The organism is Pseudarthrobacter sp. lyk4-40-TYG-27 (assembly GCF_030209295.1).
Taxonomy (GTDB): Bacteria; Actinomycetota; Actinomycetes; order Actinomycetales; family Micrococcaceae; genus Arthrobacter.
This window is the reverse complement of record NZ_JARVSH010000001.1, coordinates 185,645-200,866: the sequence shown is the minus strand read 5'-3', so window position 1 is coordinate 200,866 and position 15,222 is coordinate 185,645. Positions and strand designations below refer to the sequence as shown.

Below are 15,222 nucleotides of genomic sequence, written 5' to 3'. Positions count from 1 at the left end.
AGGACCCTTGGCGGCCAGTTCACGCAGTGCCCGCGAAACAAAACGGCGCATCCAGCAAATGGAGGCCAAGCGCGAGCTGCGGCGCAGCCAGGAGAAGCGGCGCAAACGCGACAACCTCGTGGCCGCCGGCGCGGGAGCCGCCGCCGTCGCGCTCGCCGTCGTGCTTCAACTCACCGCCTTCGCCGGAAATCCCACCGAGGACGAATACGCTGCCGCGCAGGCCGGGCTGACCGACCCGTCGGCGTCCGCAAGCGCCTCCGCCACCCCGTCTCCGCAAGTATCCAACGGGGCGAACATTCCCGCAGCCGAGACGGCCGCCGGCAAGACGTTCTCCGGTGAGCTGTCGCTGAACGGCAGCCCCCTTGGCGTGGAAGTGGACGGCACCAAGGCGCCCCAAGCGGCCGCAGTGTTCAAGTCACTCAGCGACCAAGGCTTTTTCAACGGCAAGACCTGCCACCGCTTGACCACAGCGGACCAGTTCGGCGTCCTGCAATGCGGCTCCGCCAACGGTGACGGCCAGGGTGACCCGAACTACACCTGGGGCCCCTTGGAAAATGCTCCTGCCGACAACAAATATCCCGCAGGAACCATCGCCGTGGCGCGGAGCGGCAACAACGCCTACGGAAACGGCACGCAGTTCTTCATTGTCTACAAGGACACTGTCATCAATCCTGACTCTGCCGGCGGCTACACGGTGGTGGGCAAAGTGACCTCCGGGCTGGACGCAGTGACCAAGATTGCCGCCGCAGGTATTAAGCCCGGGGCCAGTGACACAGACGGCGCACCGATCCAACCAGTCACGATAGACTCGTTTTCTCTGAAGTAGGACGCCGGGCCCAAGCGGACACGGTGCAGTACGTGAGTATTTCCCTCCAAGCGAAAGACTTTTAGCGGTGACAGACAGTCAGAAATCCGACGAAACAGCAACAGACCTGACCGTGGCGGCGGCCTCGGACACCAGCGAAGGCGCCGGCACCGAAGCAACCAACCCACCGGCACCCGCAGCCCCGGAAGAGGCCGCACCCGAGGAAACGCCCTCCGCAGCACCTGCTGCGGGCCCCCGGCCTTCCGCGCCTTCTCCTGCCGCGTTTGCGTCGCGCCCGAAGCCTGCTGCAGCCGCTCCTGCCGCCGCACCCGTTCCTGCCGCTCCCAGCACGTCCGTCGCCGAGGCCTCCAAGTGGGGCCGGGTGGAAGGGGACGGCCACGTTTACCTGACGATCGACGGCGGTGAGCACCCGGTTGGGCAGTACCCCGGCGTCAGCGGCGAGGAAGCCCTGATCTACTTCGCCCGGAAGTACGACGACGTCGTGGCACAGATCGTGCTCCTGGAACAGCGGGTCAGCTCCAAGGCTCCCAGCACTGACATGCAGAAGACCGTGACCCACCTGCACGAGCAGCTCGCCGAGCGGAACATGGTGGGCGACCTCCGCGCCGCCGAGGCCAGGCTGGAAAAGCTGGCCGGCCAGATCACGGAACTCGAGAAAGCCGAAAAGGCCGAGCACGACGCCGTCCGCGCCGCCGAACTCGCGGCCAGGGAAGCCATCGTGGCTGAAGCGGAGGAGATCTCCGGCCAGGATCCCGCGCAGACGCAGTGGAAGACTTCCAGTGCCCGGATGAACGAGTTGTTCGAGAATTGGAAGGCCGCGCAGAAGAGCGGTGTCCGGCTGGGCCGCAGCAACGAGGATGCACTGTGGAAGCGGTTCAGGGCTGCACGTACCGTCTTCGACCGCCACCGCAGGGCGTATTTCTCGCAGCTGGACAGCAACAACTCGGCGGCCAAGGCCGCCAAGGAGAAGCTGATCGCCGAGGCTGAGGCGCTGTCCACCTCGACGGACTGGGGCTTCGCCGCCGGCGAGTACCGCCGGCTGATGGACCAGTGGAAGGCATCGCCGCGCGCCAGCCGGAAGGACGACGACGCACTGTGGGCCCGGTTCCGTGCCGCCCAGGACGTGTTCTTCACCTCCCGCCAGGCTGCCAACGACGAGATTGACCAGGAGTACACGGCCAACCTCGCCGTCAAGGAGGAGCTGCTGGCTGAGGCCAACGCAATCCTCCCGGTGAATGACCTCGCGGCCGCAAAGAAGGCACTGCAGTCCGTCCGGGACCGTTGGGAAGAAGCAGGCAAGGTGCCCCGGGCAGACATGGGCCGGATTGAAGCAGGCCTGCGGAAGGTGGAGGACGCCGTCCGCCACGCCGAGGAAGAGCAGTGGCAGCGGTCCAACCCGGAGCGCAAGGCCCGCACCAACAGCGCCCTGTCACAGCTGGAGTCCGCCATTGCAGGGCTCCAGGAGGACCTCGCAAAGGCAGAGAAGAGCGGCGACCAGCGCAAGATCAAGGCCGCCCAGGAAGCCCTCGAAGCCCGCCAGGCATGGCTGGACCAGATCCAGCGCTCGGCCAGCGAGCTGTCCTGACGCTTCCCCTGCCTGACGCGGGCCCGGTCCGGTTATCCACATAACCCGGACCGGGCCTGTGCTCGTTAACGGCAATCCGGGCAGGATGGGGGCATGGCCACAGCACCAGTTCCTCCGGCTCCCGGGCAACCCAGCACTTCCGTTGCGGGCACTCCCGGTGCAGGCAGCCAACTCCAGGGCACAGACGCCGCCTCAGCGCCCCGTTTTCCGGAGCTCTACGCCCCAGGGGCTCCCTTTGCTGCGCCCGAACTGCAGTCCCTCGCCGCCGACGGACTGCTGGCCCGGTTCCACCAACACGGCTACACCCTGCCCGGGATGCCCGCCTCGCCGAAGCTCCGGGCCCGGGCGGCCGCCGCAGTGGTCCCCGCGGCGGTACGGCAACGTGTGGTGGCCGGCCGGATGACCGCTGCCTGGATCTTCGGTTGTGCCGCGGAACCTGACCGGCTGGCACTGCTGGTGGATACGAAACGGAGGGTATCGAGCCTGCGGAACACGCGCGGCTGCACCCTTCACGAAGTGAAGCTTGGTCCGCTCGATGTCATCAGCCTGGGCGGCCTGATGGTCTCCACCCCGCTGCGGACGGCGCTGGATATTGCCCTGCACGTGGAAGCGGAACGAGCCCTGCCTGCCCTCACGGCCTTACTGGCCAGGCCGCAGCAGGACGTGGGACTCCGGCTGCTTGTCCGTGCCATCGAAGCCACACCCCGGGTTCCCCACAAGCGGGCAGCGCTGGAAAAACTGGCGCTGCTAGCTCCGGCGCTTGTTCCCGGTGGTGCGGTAGACATCGAACACGCCGTCGATCCGTCGGACCGCGCTCAACACGTGGCTGAGGTACTTGGGGTCGCCCATTTCAAAAGCGAACTTTGAGATGGCCACCCGGTCGGTGGACGTGTGGACACTGGCCGCCAGGATGTTCACGTGGTTCTCCGACAAGACGCGGGTGACATCGGAGAGCAGCGATTTGCGGTCGAGCGCCTCTACCTGGATTTCCACCAGGAACACGCTTGACTGGGTGGGCGCCCAGTCAACGTCCACGATCCGGTCCGGCTGGTCCTTGAGGTCCGAGATGTTGGTGCAGTCGGTGCGGTGCACGGAAACGCCCGAACCCCTGGTCACGAACCCGAGGATGGGATCCGGCGGCACGGGGGTACAGCACCGGGCCAGCTTCACCCAGACGTCGCCCACGCCGCGGACCACCACGCCGGAATCGGAGAAGCGGGCCTTGGTGACCTGGGTGGGGATGCTGACCTCTTCGACGTCATCATCGGCGCTTTCGTTGCCGCCCAGGCTCTCGATGAGCTTCTCCATGACGGACTGGGCCGACGTGTGGCCGTCACCCACGCCAGCGTAGAGGCCGGAGATGTCGGTGTACTTGAACTCCTCGGCCACGGCGGCCAGGGCCTCGTGTGTCATCAGCCGCTGCAGCGGAAGGTTCTGCTTCCGCATGGCGCGGGTCAGCAGTTCTTTGCCGCGGTCGATCGCCTCTTCGCGGCGTTCCTTGCTGAACCACTGCCGGATCTTGTTGCGGGCCCGCGCGCTTTTAACGAAGTGCTGCCAGTCCTGGCTGGGGCCGGCGCCCTCGGCTTTCGAGGTGAAGATCTCCACCCAGTCGCCGTGGTTCAGTTCGCTGTTGAGCGGAACCAGCTTCCCGTTGACCCGGGCGCCGATGGTGCGGTGCCCCACCTCGGTGTGCACTGCGTAGGCGAAGTCAACGGGTGTCGATCCCGCCGGCAACGCCATGACCTCGCCCTTGGGGGTGAAGACGAACACTTCGCGGGCGTTGATTTCAAAGCGGAGCGAGTCCAGGAACTCTCCCGGATCGGACGTTTCCTGCTGCCAGTCCACCAGGGAGCGCAGCCAGCCCATGTCGCCGTCGCGCGGGCTCCCGGGGCCGACGGCGGTGCGGTTCGGCTGGTCTTTGTATTTCCAGTGTGCGGCCACGCCGTATTCGGCCCGGCGGTGCATTTCGTGCGTGCGGATCTGGATTTCCACCGGCTTGCCGCCGGGGCCGATCACGGTGGTGTGCAGGGACTGGTACATGTTGAATTTGGGCATCGCGATGTAATCCTTGAACCTGCCAGGCAGCGGGTTCCAGCGCGAATGCATGGTGCCCAGGGCTGCATAACAGTCCCGGACGGAGTCCACCAGGACACGGACACCCATGAGGTCATTGATGTCATCAAAGTCCTTGTCGCGGACAATCATCTTTTGGTAGATCGAGTAATAGTGCTTGGGCCGGCCGGTGATGGTGGCCTTGATGCGGGCGGCACGCAGGTCCTCGGTGATCTGGTCGCGGATGACGCCCAGGCTCTTTTCCCGCTCGGGGGTCCGGTCCCCCACCATCCGGACAATCTCTTCGTACACCTTGGGATAGAGCGCCGCGAAGGACAGGTCCTCCAACTCCCATTTGATGGTGTTCATGCCCAGGCGGTGCGCGAGCGGAGCGAAAATCTCCAGGGTCTCCCGCGCCTTGCGGGCTGACGACTCAGCGGACACGAACCGCCAGGTGCGCGCATTGTGCAGCCGGTCCGCCAGCTTGATCATCAGCACCCGGATGTCCTTGGCCATGGCGACGACCATCTTGCGGACCGTCTCGGACTGGGCGGCTTCGCCGAAACTGACCTTGTCCAGTTTGGTCACGCCGTCCACCAGCATGGCCACTTCGGGCCCGAAGTCCCGCTTCAGGTCCGCCAGGGTGTACGGGGTGTCCTCCACGGTGTCATGCAGCAGGGCCGCTGCCAGGGTGGTGCCGCTGAGCCCTAGTTCTGCCAGGATGGTGGCGACGGCCACTGGGTGGGTGATGTAGGGGTCGCCACTCTTGCGTTTTTGCCCGCGGTGGCTTCGCTCGGCGACGTCGAACGCGCGCTGGATGAGGTCGAAGTCCTCTTTGGGATTGTTGGCCCGGACCGTCCGCAGCAGTGGTTCGAGGATGGGCGAGTATGTGGCCGTCCCCCGTCCGGTCAGGCGGGCAAGCCGGGACCTGGTGCGCTCACGGCGGCCGGGAAACGTGGCGCGCGAGCCTGAATTGTCCACGGGAACCAACGATCCGGGGCGCGCCGAAGATGCCATACCGGCCTGTACACCGGCAGGATTCTTATCATCCTCTGCCGTAGGCGCCGACGCCGATCGTTCTTCCAATGAAGCACCCCTCACCACCATTTAATTACCCCAGTCTATTCCCCAAGGCAGTGACTTTTATAACCGGCCCCGCATATGCGAAGACCGGGCAACGCAGAGGATGCGTTGCCCGGTCTTTCGGGAGTAACGGGTGCCGTCGGCGGCGGATCAGGCCTGGGCCGGCGAGGCCGGAACTGGCCGTTCCGGCGCACCCGCCCGCCGTTGTTCCACGCGCCGCGCCTGCTTGACGAGGTCCGGTTCGCCCTGGCGGAGCCACGCGTACATCGGAGCGGCCACGAAGATGGTCGCGGCGGTGCCGATGAGGATGCCGACGAACAAGGCCAGCGACAGGTCGCGCAGGGTTCCCGCACCCAGGAGCCCGGCCCCGATGAAGAGGATGGCTCCGACGGGGAGGATGGCCACCATCATGGTGTTGATGGAACGGACCAGGGTTTGGTTGACGGCAAGATTGACCTCCTCGCCGAAGGTCCGGCGGGTGGAGGCATCAATGCCGGAGGTGTTTTCCCGGATCTTGTCGAAGACCACCACGGTGTCATACAGCGAGTAGCTGAGAACCGTAAGGAAGCCGATGATGGCCGACGGCGTGACCTCAAAGTCGCTGAGGGCGTAGACCCCGGCGGTGATGAACATCGTCACCGCCATGCCGGCAAGAGCCGACAGTGACATCTTCCAGGTGCGGAAGTAGAGGGCCATCAGCAACGCCGCGAGGAGCACGAAGACCGCCAGGCCGATCAACGCCTGCTTGGTCACGTCAGCGCCCCAGGTGGGACCGACGAACGTGGATGTCACTTCGTTGTCGGTGACTCCGTAGGCCGTGGTCAGGCCTTGCTTGATCTTAAGGGTTTCGTCATCGGTCAGCTTGTCGGTCTGGATCCGCATGGTGTTGCCCGCGACGTTCGCCACGCGGGGGACACTGCCGGCCACCACATCGGTGACGGCGCGCTCACCCACGGTGGCGTCGGTCGTCTTAACATTGGAGACCGTGAATTCAGAGCCGCCCCGGAATTCGATGCCGAGGTTGAAGCCGCCCTTGGCCACCGGGATGAGGATGGACAGGGCCACTGCCACGGCAGCGATGAGGAACCAGATCTTCTTGGCGCCCACAAAGTCGTAGGAGCGCTTTCCGGTGTAGAGCTCGTTACCAAAACTGGCGAAGCCTGACATTACTTGTTCTCCTTCGCGGAGGTTTTCGACGAGCCGGCGAGCTGTTCCTGCTTCTCCGCCAGGCGCCGTTCGGCGATGGTCATGCGTCGTTCGGCCTCGGCTGCGGCACCGGCATTCTTGCCGCGCACCGCCATAGGCCGGTCCTCCGGGGTCCGGATGCGACCGGCACCGCGGTACAGGGGCACCGCTCCGAGCCGCTCCGGATCCAGGCCGGAGAATTTATGGCCCTCACCGAAGAACTTGGTGCGGGCCAGGAGCTGCAGCGTGGGGTGCGTGAACATGAACACCACTATGAGGTCGGCGATGGCTGTCAGGCCAAGGGTGAAAGCGAACCCCCGCACGTTGCCCACAGCGACGAAATACAGGACCAGCGCAGCGAGGAGGTTGACCGCCTTGGAGGCCAGGACGGTGCGCTTGGCGCGCTTCCAGCCGTTTTCGACGGCGGACACCAGGCCGCGGCCCTCACGCAGTTCGTCACGGATGCGTTCAAAGTAAACAATGAACGAGTCCGCCGTCTGGCCGATGGCGACGATAATGCCCGCGACGCCCGCCAGGGACAGCCGGTAGTTCTCGGTCCAGCCGAGGATCGCGATGGCCAGGTAGGTCAGGGCTCCGGCCACCACCAGGGATGCGATGGTGACAAATCCGAGCGCCCGGTACTGGAACAGCGAGTAGACCACCACAAGGAGGAGGCCGATCAAGCCGGCCAAAAGGCCCATACGCAGCTGTTCACCACCGAGGGTGGCCGAAATCTGCTGCTCGCTTTGGATGTCGAAGCTGATGGGCAGGGCCCCAAAGCGCAGCTGGTCGGACAACGCCTTGGCGGTTTGCTCGGTGAAGCCGCCCGTGATCTGCGGGCGTCCGTCAGTGATGACGGCCAGCGAGCGGGGAGCGGAGATGACCTGATCGTCAAGCACAATGGCGAACTGGGACTTGGGATCGGTGCCAGACTCGCCCCCAGCGGCGACGTAGAACTGGTTCAGGCGCTCGGTGACGTCCTTGAACTTGGCCGTGCCTTCGGCGTCGAACTGGATGTTCACGGCCCAGTCATTGGTGACCGCGCCTTGCGCGCCCTGCTGCAGCTGGAAGGACGAGGTGACGATGTTCGTTCCCTTGACCTCCACCGGCCCCAAAATGTACTTGATGGCAGGGGTTTTGGCGGTGGCGGGTTCGCAGGTTACCAATGGCTTGGTGGGATCTGACCGCTGTGATTTCTCGGCTGCGGCGCTGTTGCAGTCCAGCGCTTCGAACTGCTTGTAGATTTCCGGCGTGATCCAGTTGGTGTCGCTGCTGTTGGCCGGCGCAGCGGTCGGCTTGGGCAGCTGGTCGTCCGGGGTCTGTGATTCCGGCGGCACTGCTGCTCCGTCACCGTTGAGGATCACGGGGCGGAAGTTCATGTCGGCGGATGCCTGGATCAGGTTCCGGGTTTCAGCCGACGGCGTGCCGGGAAGGCTGACCACCACGTTGCGGCCGGACTGAGTGCTGATTTCCGCTTCGGAGACGCCGGAGCCGTCCACGCGCTGGCGGATGATCGCCACGGCCTGGTTGAGTTGCTGTTCGTTAATGTCCGAACCACCCTCAACCTTCGGCGCCAGGATCATCTGGGTGCCGCCTTCGAGGTCCAGGGCCAGTTTGGGTGCCCAGCTGGCTTGTCCGGCGATGGTGCCGCCCGCCAGGACGGCGGTCAGTGCTGCCAGGAGTACGCCAAGCCAGACCAGGACGCGCAGCCCTGGTTTCTTGCGGCCAGTTCGTGCCATTGTCGATCTTTCTCTTATTCGCGGAAGAACCGCCGGCGCGGGCTGCAGCCTGCGCCGGCGGCAATCCGCAGCGGTAGAGGGAGGAAAGGAGCCAGCGGGCCTAGCTGTCCTTCTTGCCCTCGTCGTTGAGGCGCTTCAGGGTTTCCTCGGGAGTCTCAGTGCCCGTCACTGGGCTGCCCGTCTCCGGGGTGGTGAGCGAGGAAGCATCGTCGGGGACGGCAGGCGAGGCGGCGGCCGGCTCAGCTGCAGGCTCGACCACCTTGGTCACCGCTTGGCGGTGCACGGTTGCAAGGTTTCCGGGGGACAGTTCAAGGGTGACCTTGTTCTCTGCTTCGTCGATGTCCACGATCCGGCCGAAAAGGCCGAAGCTGGTCATGACCTCCACGCCCGGGGCAAACTTCGACTGGAGCTCTGCCTGCTGCTGCTGCGTCTTCTTGTTGCGGCGGAACATCATGAAGATGAAGACGCCGAGCATGACGAACAGGAGAATTGACATTGGATCCAAGGGGAATTCCGTTCTTTTGCGTGGGTGTTGCCGGTTTTCCAGCGACGTCGGCCTCGCTTCAGCCGGGGCGGGATGTAGATGCAGGCAAAGCCTGACGGTTCCTTCCCCAAGCGACGGAGGCGTCAGGGCCACCGGCGAAACAAAGCGCCGAACGTGCCGGGCGTCATACCAGTCTAAAGGGAAAAGCTGAAGGGAGCCTGCTATTGGCCTTCCGGGGCCCATTCGCCGGCGCCGGCGGCTTCTTCCCCGGAATCGAAAAGGTCCAGCTGTTCCTGCGCGAAGACTCCCGACGGGATGGCGTAGCCCAGGTGCGTCCAGGCGGGCGCCATGGCGATCCGGCCGCGGGGGGTCCGCCCCAGCAGGCCCTCGCGGACCAGGAAGGGTTCCGCCACCGTCTCCACGGTTTCGGTTTCTTCACCGACGGCGATGGCGAGCGTGGACAGGCCTACGGGGCCGCCGCCGAACTTGGTGATCAGGGCCTCAAGGACGGCCCGGTCCAGCCGGTCAAGGCCCTTCTTGTCCACTTCGTACATGTCCAGGGCGGCTGAAGCTGCCCGTGAGTCGATCTGCTCGATGCCGTGCACCAGCGCCCAGTCCCGGACCCGGCGCAGGAGCCGGTTGGCAATGCGGGGGGTGCCGCGGGAACGGCCTGCGATTTCGGCGAAGCCCGCGGAGTTCACTTTCAGGTCCAGCAGGCCGGCGGAGCGCCGCAGGACCAGCTCAAGTTCGGGAACGGAGTAGAACTCGAGGTGGCCGGTAAAGCCGAACCGGTCCCGGAGCGGGCCCGGGAGCAGACCGGCCCGGGTGGTGGCGCCCACCAGGGTGAACGGCGGGAGCTCCAACGGAATGGCGGTTGCGCCGGCTCCCTTGCCCACCACGATGTCCACGCGGAAGTCTTCCATGGCCATGTACAGCATTTCTTCTGCGGGCCGGGACATGCGGTGGATTTCGTCCAGGAACAGCACCTCGCCCTCCGACAGGGAGGAGAGAATTGCGGCGAGGTCGCCGGCATGCTGGATGGCTGGGCCGCTGCTGAGCCGCAAGGGCGCATTCATCTCCGCGGCAACGATCATGGCCAGCGTGGTCTTGCCAAGGCCGGGAGGCCCCGAAAACAGCACGTGGTCCGCCGTCCGCCCGCGCATCCGGGAGGCCTGCAACACCAGGGACAGCTGCTTGCGGACCCGGTGCTGCCCGACGAAGTCGTCGAGGTTCTTGGGCCGCAGCGCCGCCTCGATGGCCCGCTCTTCCGGCTCCTCCCCCGCCGCAACCAGGGAAGGTTCAGCCACGGCTGCCTACGCGGTTGCCTGCCCGGGCGCCGTCCTGGCCCAGCCAGCGGAGCGTGGTGCGCAGGATCTCCGGAACGTTGCCGCGGAAGGAGACCTCGGGTTCGTCGGCCAAGGCTTTGTCGATGCTGCCCGACGCGTCTTTTTCGGACCAGCCAAGGCTGGTCATCGCGGCGATTACCTGCGGCTTCCAGGCGGTCTCGGCGGGTGTGGCGGCACCGGCCGCGGGAGCGGTCCCGTGCGGAACGAGCTTGCCGGCCAGTTCCAGCACGATCCGGCCCGCCACCTTGGGACCGATCCCCGGAACCTTGGTGAACGTCTTGCTGTCCCCCGTGTGCGCGGCGACGCGGATCGCCTCCGGCTCATGGACCGCCAGCACGGCAAGGGCAAGCCTGGGGCCGACCCCGCTGACACTGAGCAGGACGTCGAAAACCTCGCGTTCGTCGTCGGAGGCGAAGCCGAAAAGCGTCAGCGAGTCTTCCCTGACGATCAGGGACGTGAAGAGTTGCCCCTGTTCACCCACCTGCAGCCGGCTGAGGGTCTGCGGCGTCGCGTTCACGCTCATGCCTGCGCCATTGAGGTCGATGACGGCCGTGGACAGGCCGACGTGCGCTACGGTTCCGCGGAGGAAACTGATCAAGGCCGGGCTCCCGTTGTATCGCCGGCCTCGCAGTGAGCACCCGGCTATCCGAACATATCTACGAATACCCTAGCAAGCGGCAGGGACATTCAGCGTGCGCGGCGCGCCTTGGCCTCAGCCTCGGCCCACGCCCGCTGGGCCGGCGTCAAGGACGAACTGCCCGGCCCGGTGGTTGCCACGGCCGCACCGCTTCCGGCCCGCCACGCGTGGGTGATGGCCAGAGCCAGCGCGTCGGCGGCGTCAGCCGGTCGCGGCGGCGCCTCGAGGCGGAGGATCTTGGTGACCAGCTTGGTCACGGCGTCCTTGTTGGACGAACCGCTCCCGGTGACGGCCGCCTTCACTTCCGACGGCGTATGCAGGGCCACCGGGATGCCGCGGCGGGCGGCCGCCGCGATGACCACTCCGGACGCCTGCGCTACGCCCATGACGGTGCTGACGTTCAGCTGCGAAAAGACGCGTTCGACGGCGAGGACCTCGGGTTCGTAACGGTCCAGCCACTCGTCGATGGCGGTGGCGATCACCAGCAGCCGCCGGTCCAGCGATTCCTCGGGCGAGGTGCCCACCACACCGACGGCCACCATGGTGGCCCTGCGGTTCCGCTCGACGTCCACCACGCCGATCCCGCAACGGGTCAGGCCGGGGTCGACGCCCAGGACACGGAGCGTCAACGCCGGTGCCGGGCCTTAGTTGGCAAGGCGGGACGTCACTCTGATTCCAGGGCAGCCTGGACTTCGTCGCTGAGGTCGGCGTTGCTGTAGACGTTTTGGACGTCGTCGAGGTCTTCGAGGGCGTCTGCCAGCTTCAGGAACTTCCGGGCGCCGTCGACGTCGAGCTCCACCTGCATCGACGGCACGAACTCCACCTCGTCGGTGTCGTACTCGATGCCGGCTTCCGTCAGGGCCTCGCGGATGGCCTGCAGGTCACCCGGTTCCGAGTGGATCTCGAAGGTCTCGCCGTTGTCCTTCACTTCCTCGGCGCCCGCGTCCAGCACGGCCATCAGGACGTCGTCCTCGCTCAGGCCGTTCTTGGGCAGGTTAACCACGCCCTTGCGCGTGAAAAGGTAGCTGACCGACCCGGGATCGGCAATGGTGCCGCCGTTGCGGGAGATGGCCAGGCGGACCTCGGAGGCCGCGCGGTTCTTGTTGTCCGTGAGGCACTCGATCAGCAGCGCCGAGCCCTGGGGGCCACGGGCCTCGTACATGATCTCGGTGTAGTCCACCACTTCGCCGGTGAGGCCGGCGCCGCGCTTGATGGCGCGATCGATGTTGTCGTTGGGGACCGAGGTCTTCTTGGCCTTGGTTACCGCCAGTTCCAGGCCCGGGTTGCCCGCGAGGTCCGGCCCGCCCATCCGGGCGGCTACTTCGATGTTCTTGATCAGCTTGGCGAACGACTTTGCGCGGCGGCTGTCAATGATCGCCTTTTTGTGCTTGGTCGTCGCCCATTTGGAGTGGCCTGACATGCTTTACGCTTCTCCTCTGATCATGCGGATAAAAAGTTCGTGTACGCGTTTTTCGCCAGTCACTTCCGGGTGGAAGGAGGTGGCCAGCAGCTGGCCGGAACGCACTGCCACAATTCTAGCCGCCCCGGGCAGCGGGACGGCGTGGGAGGCGTGCTCCGGGTCCGCCGGTTCAACCTGGGCGAGGACTTCCACTCCCGGGCCTACCCGCTCCACCCACGGGCCGCGGATGAACACGGCGTGCACCGGGGCCACCCCTGATTCGGTGGCGCTGAAGTCCAACCCCTTGAAGTCCAGGTCGGTTTCGAAGGACTCCCGCTGGCGCCCGAACGCGTTGCGGCGGACGGTAATGTCCAGCCCACCGAATGTCTGCTGCGGGGCGCCTGCGAGGTCGGTTGCGGGATCCGCGATGTCCGAGGCGAGCAGGATCATGCCCGCGCACGAGCCGTAGACGGGGAGCCCTTCGGCGATGTACTTCCGGAGCGGATCGGCGAGCTCGAAGGCCCGGGCGAGCTTGTCGATGGTGGTCGATTCTCCGCCAGGGATGATGAGGCCGTCCAGGCCGTCCAGCTCCCGGGGCCGGCGCACCGGCACGCCGCGTGCGCCGGTGGCCTCGGCCGCATGGAGGTGCTCGCGGAAATCGCCTTGCAGGGCCAGGACACCGATCCGCAGGCCTGCTCCTACGCGCGCAGGAGCAGCTGAAGGGGGATTTGTCATCCCTCCAGCATACGGGCCACGCCCGTTGCCCGCGGTCCGGCGGCACGGTCCCGGCAGCGGTTGCATGCCGTTGCTGGGATATATTCAAAACATGGTCTTCTTCAGTGTTCCGCTCGGCAAGCTGGTCCGCCGGGTGTCCCGGCTTCGGGGCGGCGGCTCGGCCCTGCCGGGCCTGGTGGTCGAGAAAATCGATCCCGGGTTCATGCGGCGGACGCTCAGTACCCTCCCCCACGGTGTGGCCGTCGTCAGCGGCACCAACGGCAAGACCACCACCACGAAAATGGTGGTTGAACTGCTCGAAAGCCAGGGTCTGAAGGTTTTCACCAACCGCACCGGCAGCAACTTCACCCGCGGCGTGGCGGCGGCGCTCCTGGGCGAAGTGGACTGGCGTGGCCGGCTGGACGCCGACGTCGCGGTCCTGGAACTCGACGAAGCCCACGCGGTGCACTTCGTGAACAGCGTCCCGCCCCGCTACTGCCTGCTGCTGAATGTGCTGCGCGACCAGCTGGACCGCTTTGGCGAGATCGACAAGACCGCCCAGCTGCTCCAGCACATCGCCGCCAAGACCACCGGAACCGTTGTCCTGAACCGTGAGGACCCGCGGGTGGCACGCATCGCGGACACCCTCACCGGCCAGCAGGTCAAGTACTTCGGCCTGGACGAATCGTTGCTGGGAACCTTTCCCAACGACGACGACATGCGCGCAGCCCCCGGCAGCCCTGCTCCGGCGGCCCTGCCCGCAAAGCCGCCGGCCGACGTCGTACTGCTGAAGGTGGGCGCGGACAGCGCCGAGTTTGCGTACGACGGCGGAACGGTCACCACGGCGATGAAGCTGCGGGGCGTATACAACATCTTCAACGCCGCGGCGGCATTGACGCTGGCCCGCAGCATTTGCGGCGGCGGAGCCGCCACCGCAAACCACGCCACGTTGTTGGAGGCGCTCTCCCGGGTGGCGCCCGCGTTTGGACGCGGCGAAAGCCTGACCGTCGATGGACTGCCACTCGACCTTGTCCTGGTGAAGAACCCGAGCGGATTCCGGCTGGGGCTCAAGTCCTTCCCGGCCGGCGGGTACGCCACCATGATCGCGATCAATGACAACTACGCCGACGGCCGGGACATGTCCTGGCTGTGGGATGTGGAATTCGATTCGCTCCGGTCCGAAGGTGTTGACCAGCTGACCGGTTCCAGGGCCTATGACATGGCCCTCCGGCTACAGTACGACGACGTCCGCATCGGCGCTGTCCAGCCCGAGATCGCCCCCGCGCTGGCGGCTTTCATCAGGGAAGGACGCGGGAAGCCCAAGCGGATCTTCTGCACATACACCGCCATGCTGGCCATCCGCCGTGAGCTGGCCAAAATCACCACCGTGGAGGTTGTCTCGTGAACCCTGCCGAAGCCTCGACCGCTGCCGCTCCGTCCAAGGGCAGGCTCCGCGTGGTGCAGCTTTACCCGCGGGACATGAATATTTACGGCGACTGGGGCAACGCCCTGGTCCTGCAACGCAGGATCGCCTGGCACGGCTACACGCCCGATGTCCTTGAATACAACGTGGGCGATCCTTTTCCCGACAATGTGGACATCATCGTCGGTGGCGGCGGCCAGGACAGCGGGCAGCTGGTGATCCAGGACGATCTGCAGGCCCGGGCCGGCGAATTGCGGGAACTGGCCGAAGAAGGGGCGCCCATGCTGGTCATTTGCGGCCTCTACCAGCTTTTTGGCCGCTTCTTCAAGACCCGCACCGGTGCAGTGATTCCGGGCATCGGCATCCTTGACGTCGAAACCCACGGCACGGACGAGCGCCTGATCGGTAATGTCAAGGTGTCAACCAGCGAGTTCGGCGAAGTCCTTGGCTACGAAAACCACAGCGGGCAAACCACCCTGGGCAGCGGGGTCAGGCCCCTGGGCACGGTTCCCAAGGGCACAGGAAACAACAGCACTGACGGCCACGAAGGTGCCCGGTATCGCAATATTGTGGCCAGCTACCTGCACGGTTCCCTGTTGCCGAAGAACCCGGCCATTGCCGACTTCCTGATCCGGACCGCGGCAGAACGAAAGTTCGGCAGCTTCTCCCCCGGAACACCGGACGATGCCTACGCTGTCCTGGCGCGGGAGCACGCAGCCCGCAGGCCCCGCTAAAGTCACTGCCGCACG

General features: G+C 65.9%; 14 protein-coding genes. 5 read left to right on the top strand and 9 right to left on the bottom strand.

The genetic code is table 11. From position 1 onward, the window contains the following. Positions 1–7: 7 nt before the first annotated feature. From QRM96_RS00985 to QRM96_RS00975, 3 genes are all read left to right on the top strand, one after another. Positions 8–826, top strand: a complete 819-nt coding sequence (locus tag QRM96_RS00985) for a peptidylprolyl isomerase (protein ID WP_018761445.1) — start codon at positions 8–10, stop codon at positions 824–826. Positions 827–893: 67 nt separating this feature from the next. Beyond that, positions 894–2,411, top strand: a complete 1,518-nt coding sequence (locus QRM96_RS00980) for a DUF349 domain-containing protein (RefSeq protein ID WP_285318005.1) — start codon at positions 894–896, stop codon at positions 2,409–2,411. 93 nt (positions 2,412–2,504) lie between these two features. Beyond that, positions 2,505–3,278 carry a type IV toxin-antitoxin system AbiEi family antitoxin gene (locus QRM96_RS00975; protein ID WP_231369858.1) on the top strand — a complete coding sequence of 258 codons (774 nt, stop codon included), beginning with the start codon at positions 2,505–2,507 and terminating at the stop codon, positions 3,276–3,278. Here the strand turns inward: QRM96_RS00975 and QRM96_RS00970 are convergent. From QRM96_RS00970 to pdxT, 9 genes are all read right to left on the bottom strand, one after another. Next, positions 3,159–5,549: a RelA/SpoT family protein gene (locus QRM96_RS00970; RefSeq protein ID WP_109044694.1), complete on the bottom strand. Its 2,391-nt coding sequence runs from the start codon at positions 5,547–5,549 to the stop codon at positions 3,159–3,161. The two genes, QRM96_RS00975 and QRM96_RS00970, sit on opposite strands and share 120 nt — an antisense overlap. Positions 5,550–5,696: 147 nt before the next feature. Then, positions 5,697–6,713 carry a protein translocase subunit SecF gene (gene secF, locus QRM96_RS00965; RefSeq protein ID WP_018761448.1) on the bottom strand — a complete coding sequence of 339 codons (1,017 nt, stop codon included), beginning with the start codon at positions 6,711–6,713 and terminating at the stop codon, positions 5,697–5,699. Next, a complete protein-coding gene (gene secD / locus QRM96_RS00960; protein ID WP_109044534.1) occupies positions 6,713–8,470 on the bottom strand; it encodes a protein translocase subunit SecD in 1,758 nt (585 codons plus the stop codon). The genes secF and secD overlap by 1 nt, the downstream gene beginning before the upstream one ends. Before the next feature lie 100 nt (positions 8,471–8,570). Then, positions 8,571–8,966: a preprotein translocase subunit YajC gene (gene yajC / locus QRM96_RS00955; RefSeq protein ID WP_018761450.1), complete on the bottom strand. Its 396-nt coding sequence runs from the start codon at positions 8,964–8,966 to the stop codon at positions 8,571–8,573. 209 nt (positions 8,967–9,175) lie between these two features. Then, positions 9,176–10,261, bottom strand: coding sequence for a Holliday junction branch migration DNA helicase RuvB (ruvB, locus tag QRM96_RS00950; protein ID WP_018761451.1), 1,086 nt, complete (start codon positions 10,259–10,261; stop codon positions 9,176–9,178). After that, on the bottom strand, positions 10,254–10,898 hold the full coding sequence (ruvA, locus tag QRM96_RS00945; RefSeq protein WP_285318003.1) for a Holliday junction branch migration protein RuvA: 645 nt from the start codon (positions 10,896–10,898) through the stop codon (positions 10,254–10,256). The genes ruvB and ruvA overlap by 8 nt, the downstream gene beginning before the upstream one ends. Positions 10,899–10,987: 89 nt before the next feature. Continuing rightward, on the bottom strand, positions 10,988–11,566 hold the full coding sequence (ruvC, locus tag QRM96_RS00940; protein ID WP_018761453.1) for a crossover junction endodeoxyribonuclease RuvC: 579 nt from the start codon (positions 11,564–11,566) through the stop codon (positions 10,988–10,990). Positions 11,567–11,601: 35 nt separating this feature from the next. Beyond that, on the bottom strand, positions 11,602–12,357 hold the full coding sequence (locus QRM96_RS00935; protein ID WP_018761454.1) for a YebC/PmpR family DNA-binding transcriptional regulator: 756 nt from the start codon (positions 12,355–12,357) through the stop codon (positions 11,602–11,604). 3 nt (positions 12,358–12,360) lie between these two features. Next, entirely contained in the window at positions 12,361–13,071 is a 711-nt protein-coding gene (gene pdxT, locus QRM96_RS00930; protein WP_285318002.1) for a pyridoxal 5'-phosphate synthase glutaminase subunit PdxT, read from the bottom strand. A gap of 91 nt (positions 13,072–13,162) precedes the next feature. On the opposite strand from pdxT, the gene QRM96_RS00925 reads away from it, so the two are divergent. Together QRM96_RS00925 and QRM96_RS00920 are read left to right on the top strand one after the other, a co-directional pair. Beyond that, the gene (locus QRM96_RS00925; RefSeq protein WP_285318001.1) at positions 13,163–14,455 is read left to right on the top strand and encodes a Mur ligase family protein; all 1,293 of its coding nucleotides are present in this window, start codon (positions 13,163–13,165) and stop codon (positions 14,453–14,455) included. Further along, positions 14,452–15,207 (top strand): type 1 glutamine amidotransferase, encoded by a 756-nt coding sequence (locus QRM96_RS00920; RefSeq protein ID WP_285318000.1) that lies wholly within the window; start codon positions 14,452–14,454, stop codon positions 15,205–15,207. The genes QRM96_RS00925 and QRM96_RS00920 overlap by 4 nt, the downstream gene beginning before the upstream one ends. The last annotated feature ends 15 nt before the right edge of the window (positions 15,208–15,222 follow it).

Bases quoted from the DNA above. Each gene is read 5' to 3' on its own strand.
- QRM96_RS00975 (WP_231369858.1), top strand. From the start codon at position 2,505: ATGGCCACAGCACCAGTTCCTCCGGCTCCCGGGCAACCCAGCACTTCC.
- QRM96_RS00925 (WP_285318001.1), top strand. From the start codon at position 13,163: ATGGTCTTCTTCAGTGTTCCGCTCGGCAAGCTGGTCCGCCGGGTGTCC.
- yajC (WP_018761450.1), bottom strand. From the start codon at position 8,966: ATGTCAATTCTCCTGTTCGTCATGCTCGGCGTCTTCATCTTCATGATG.
- secF (WP_018761448.1), bottom strand. From the start codon at position 6,713: ATGTCAGGCTTCGCCAGTTTTGGTAACGAGCTCTACACCGGAAAGCGC.
- QRM96_RS00935 (WP_018761454.1), bottom strand. From the start codon at position 12,357: ATGTCAGGCCACTCCAAATGGGCGACGACCAAGCACAAAAAGGCGATC.
- pdxT (WP_285318002.1), bottom strand. From the start codon at position 13,071: ATGACAAATCCCCCTTCAGCTGCTCCTGCGCGCGTAGGAGCAGGCCTG.
- secD (WP_109044534.1), bottom strand. From the start codon at position 8,470: ATGGCACGAACTGGCCGCAAGAAACCAGGGCTGCGCGTCCTGGTCTGG.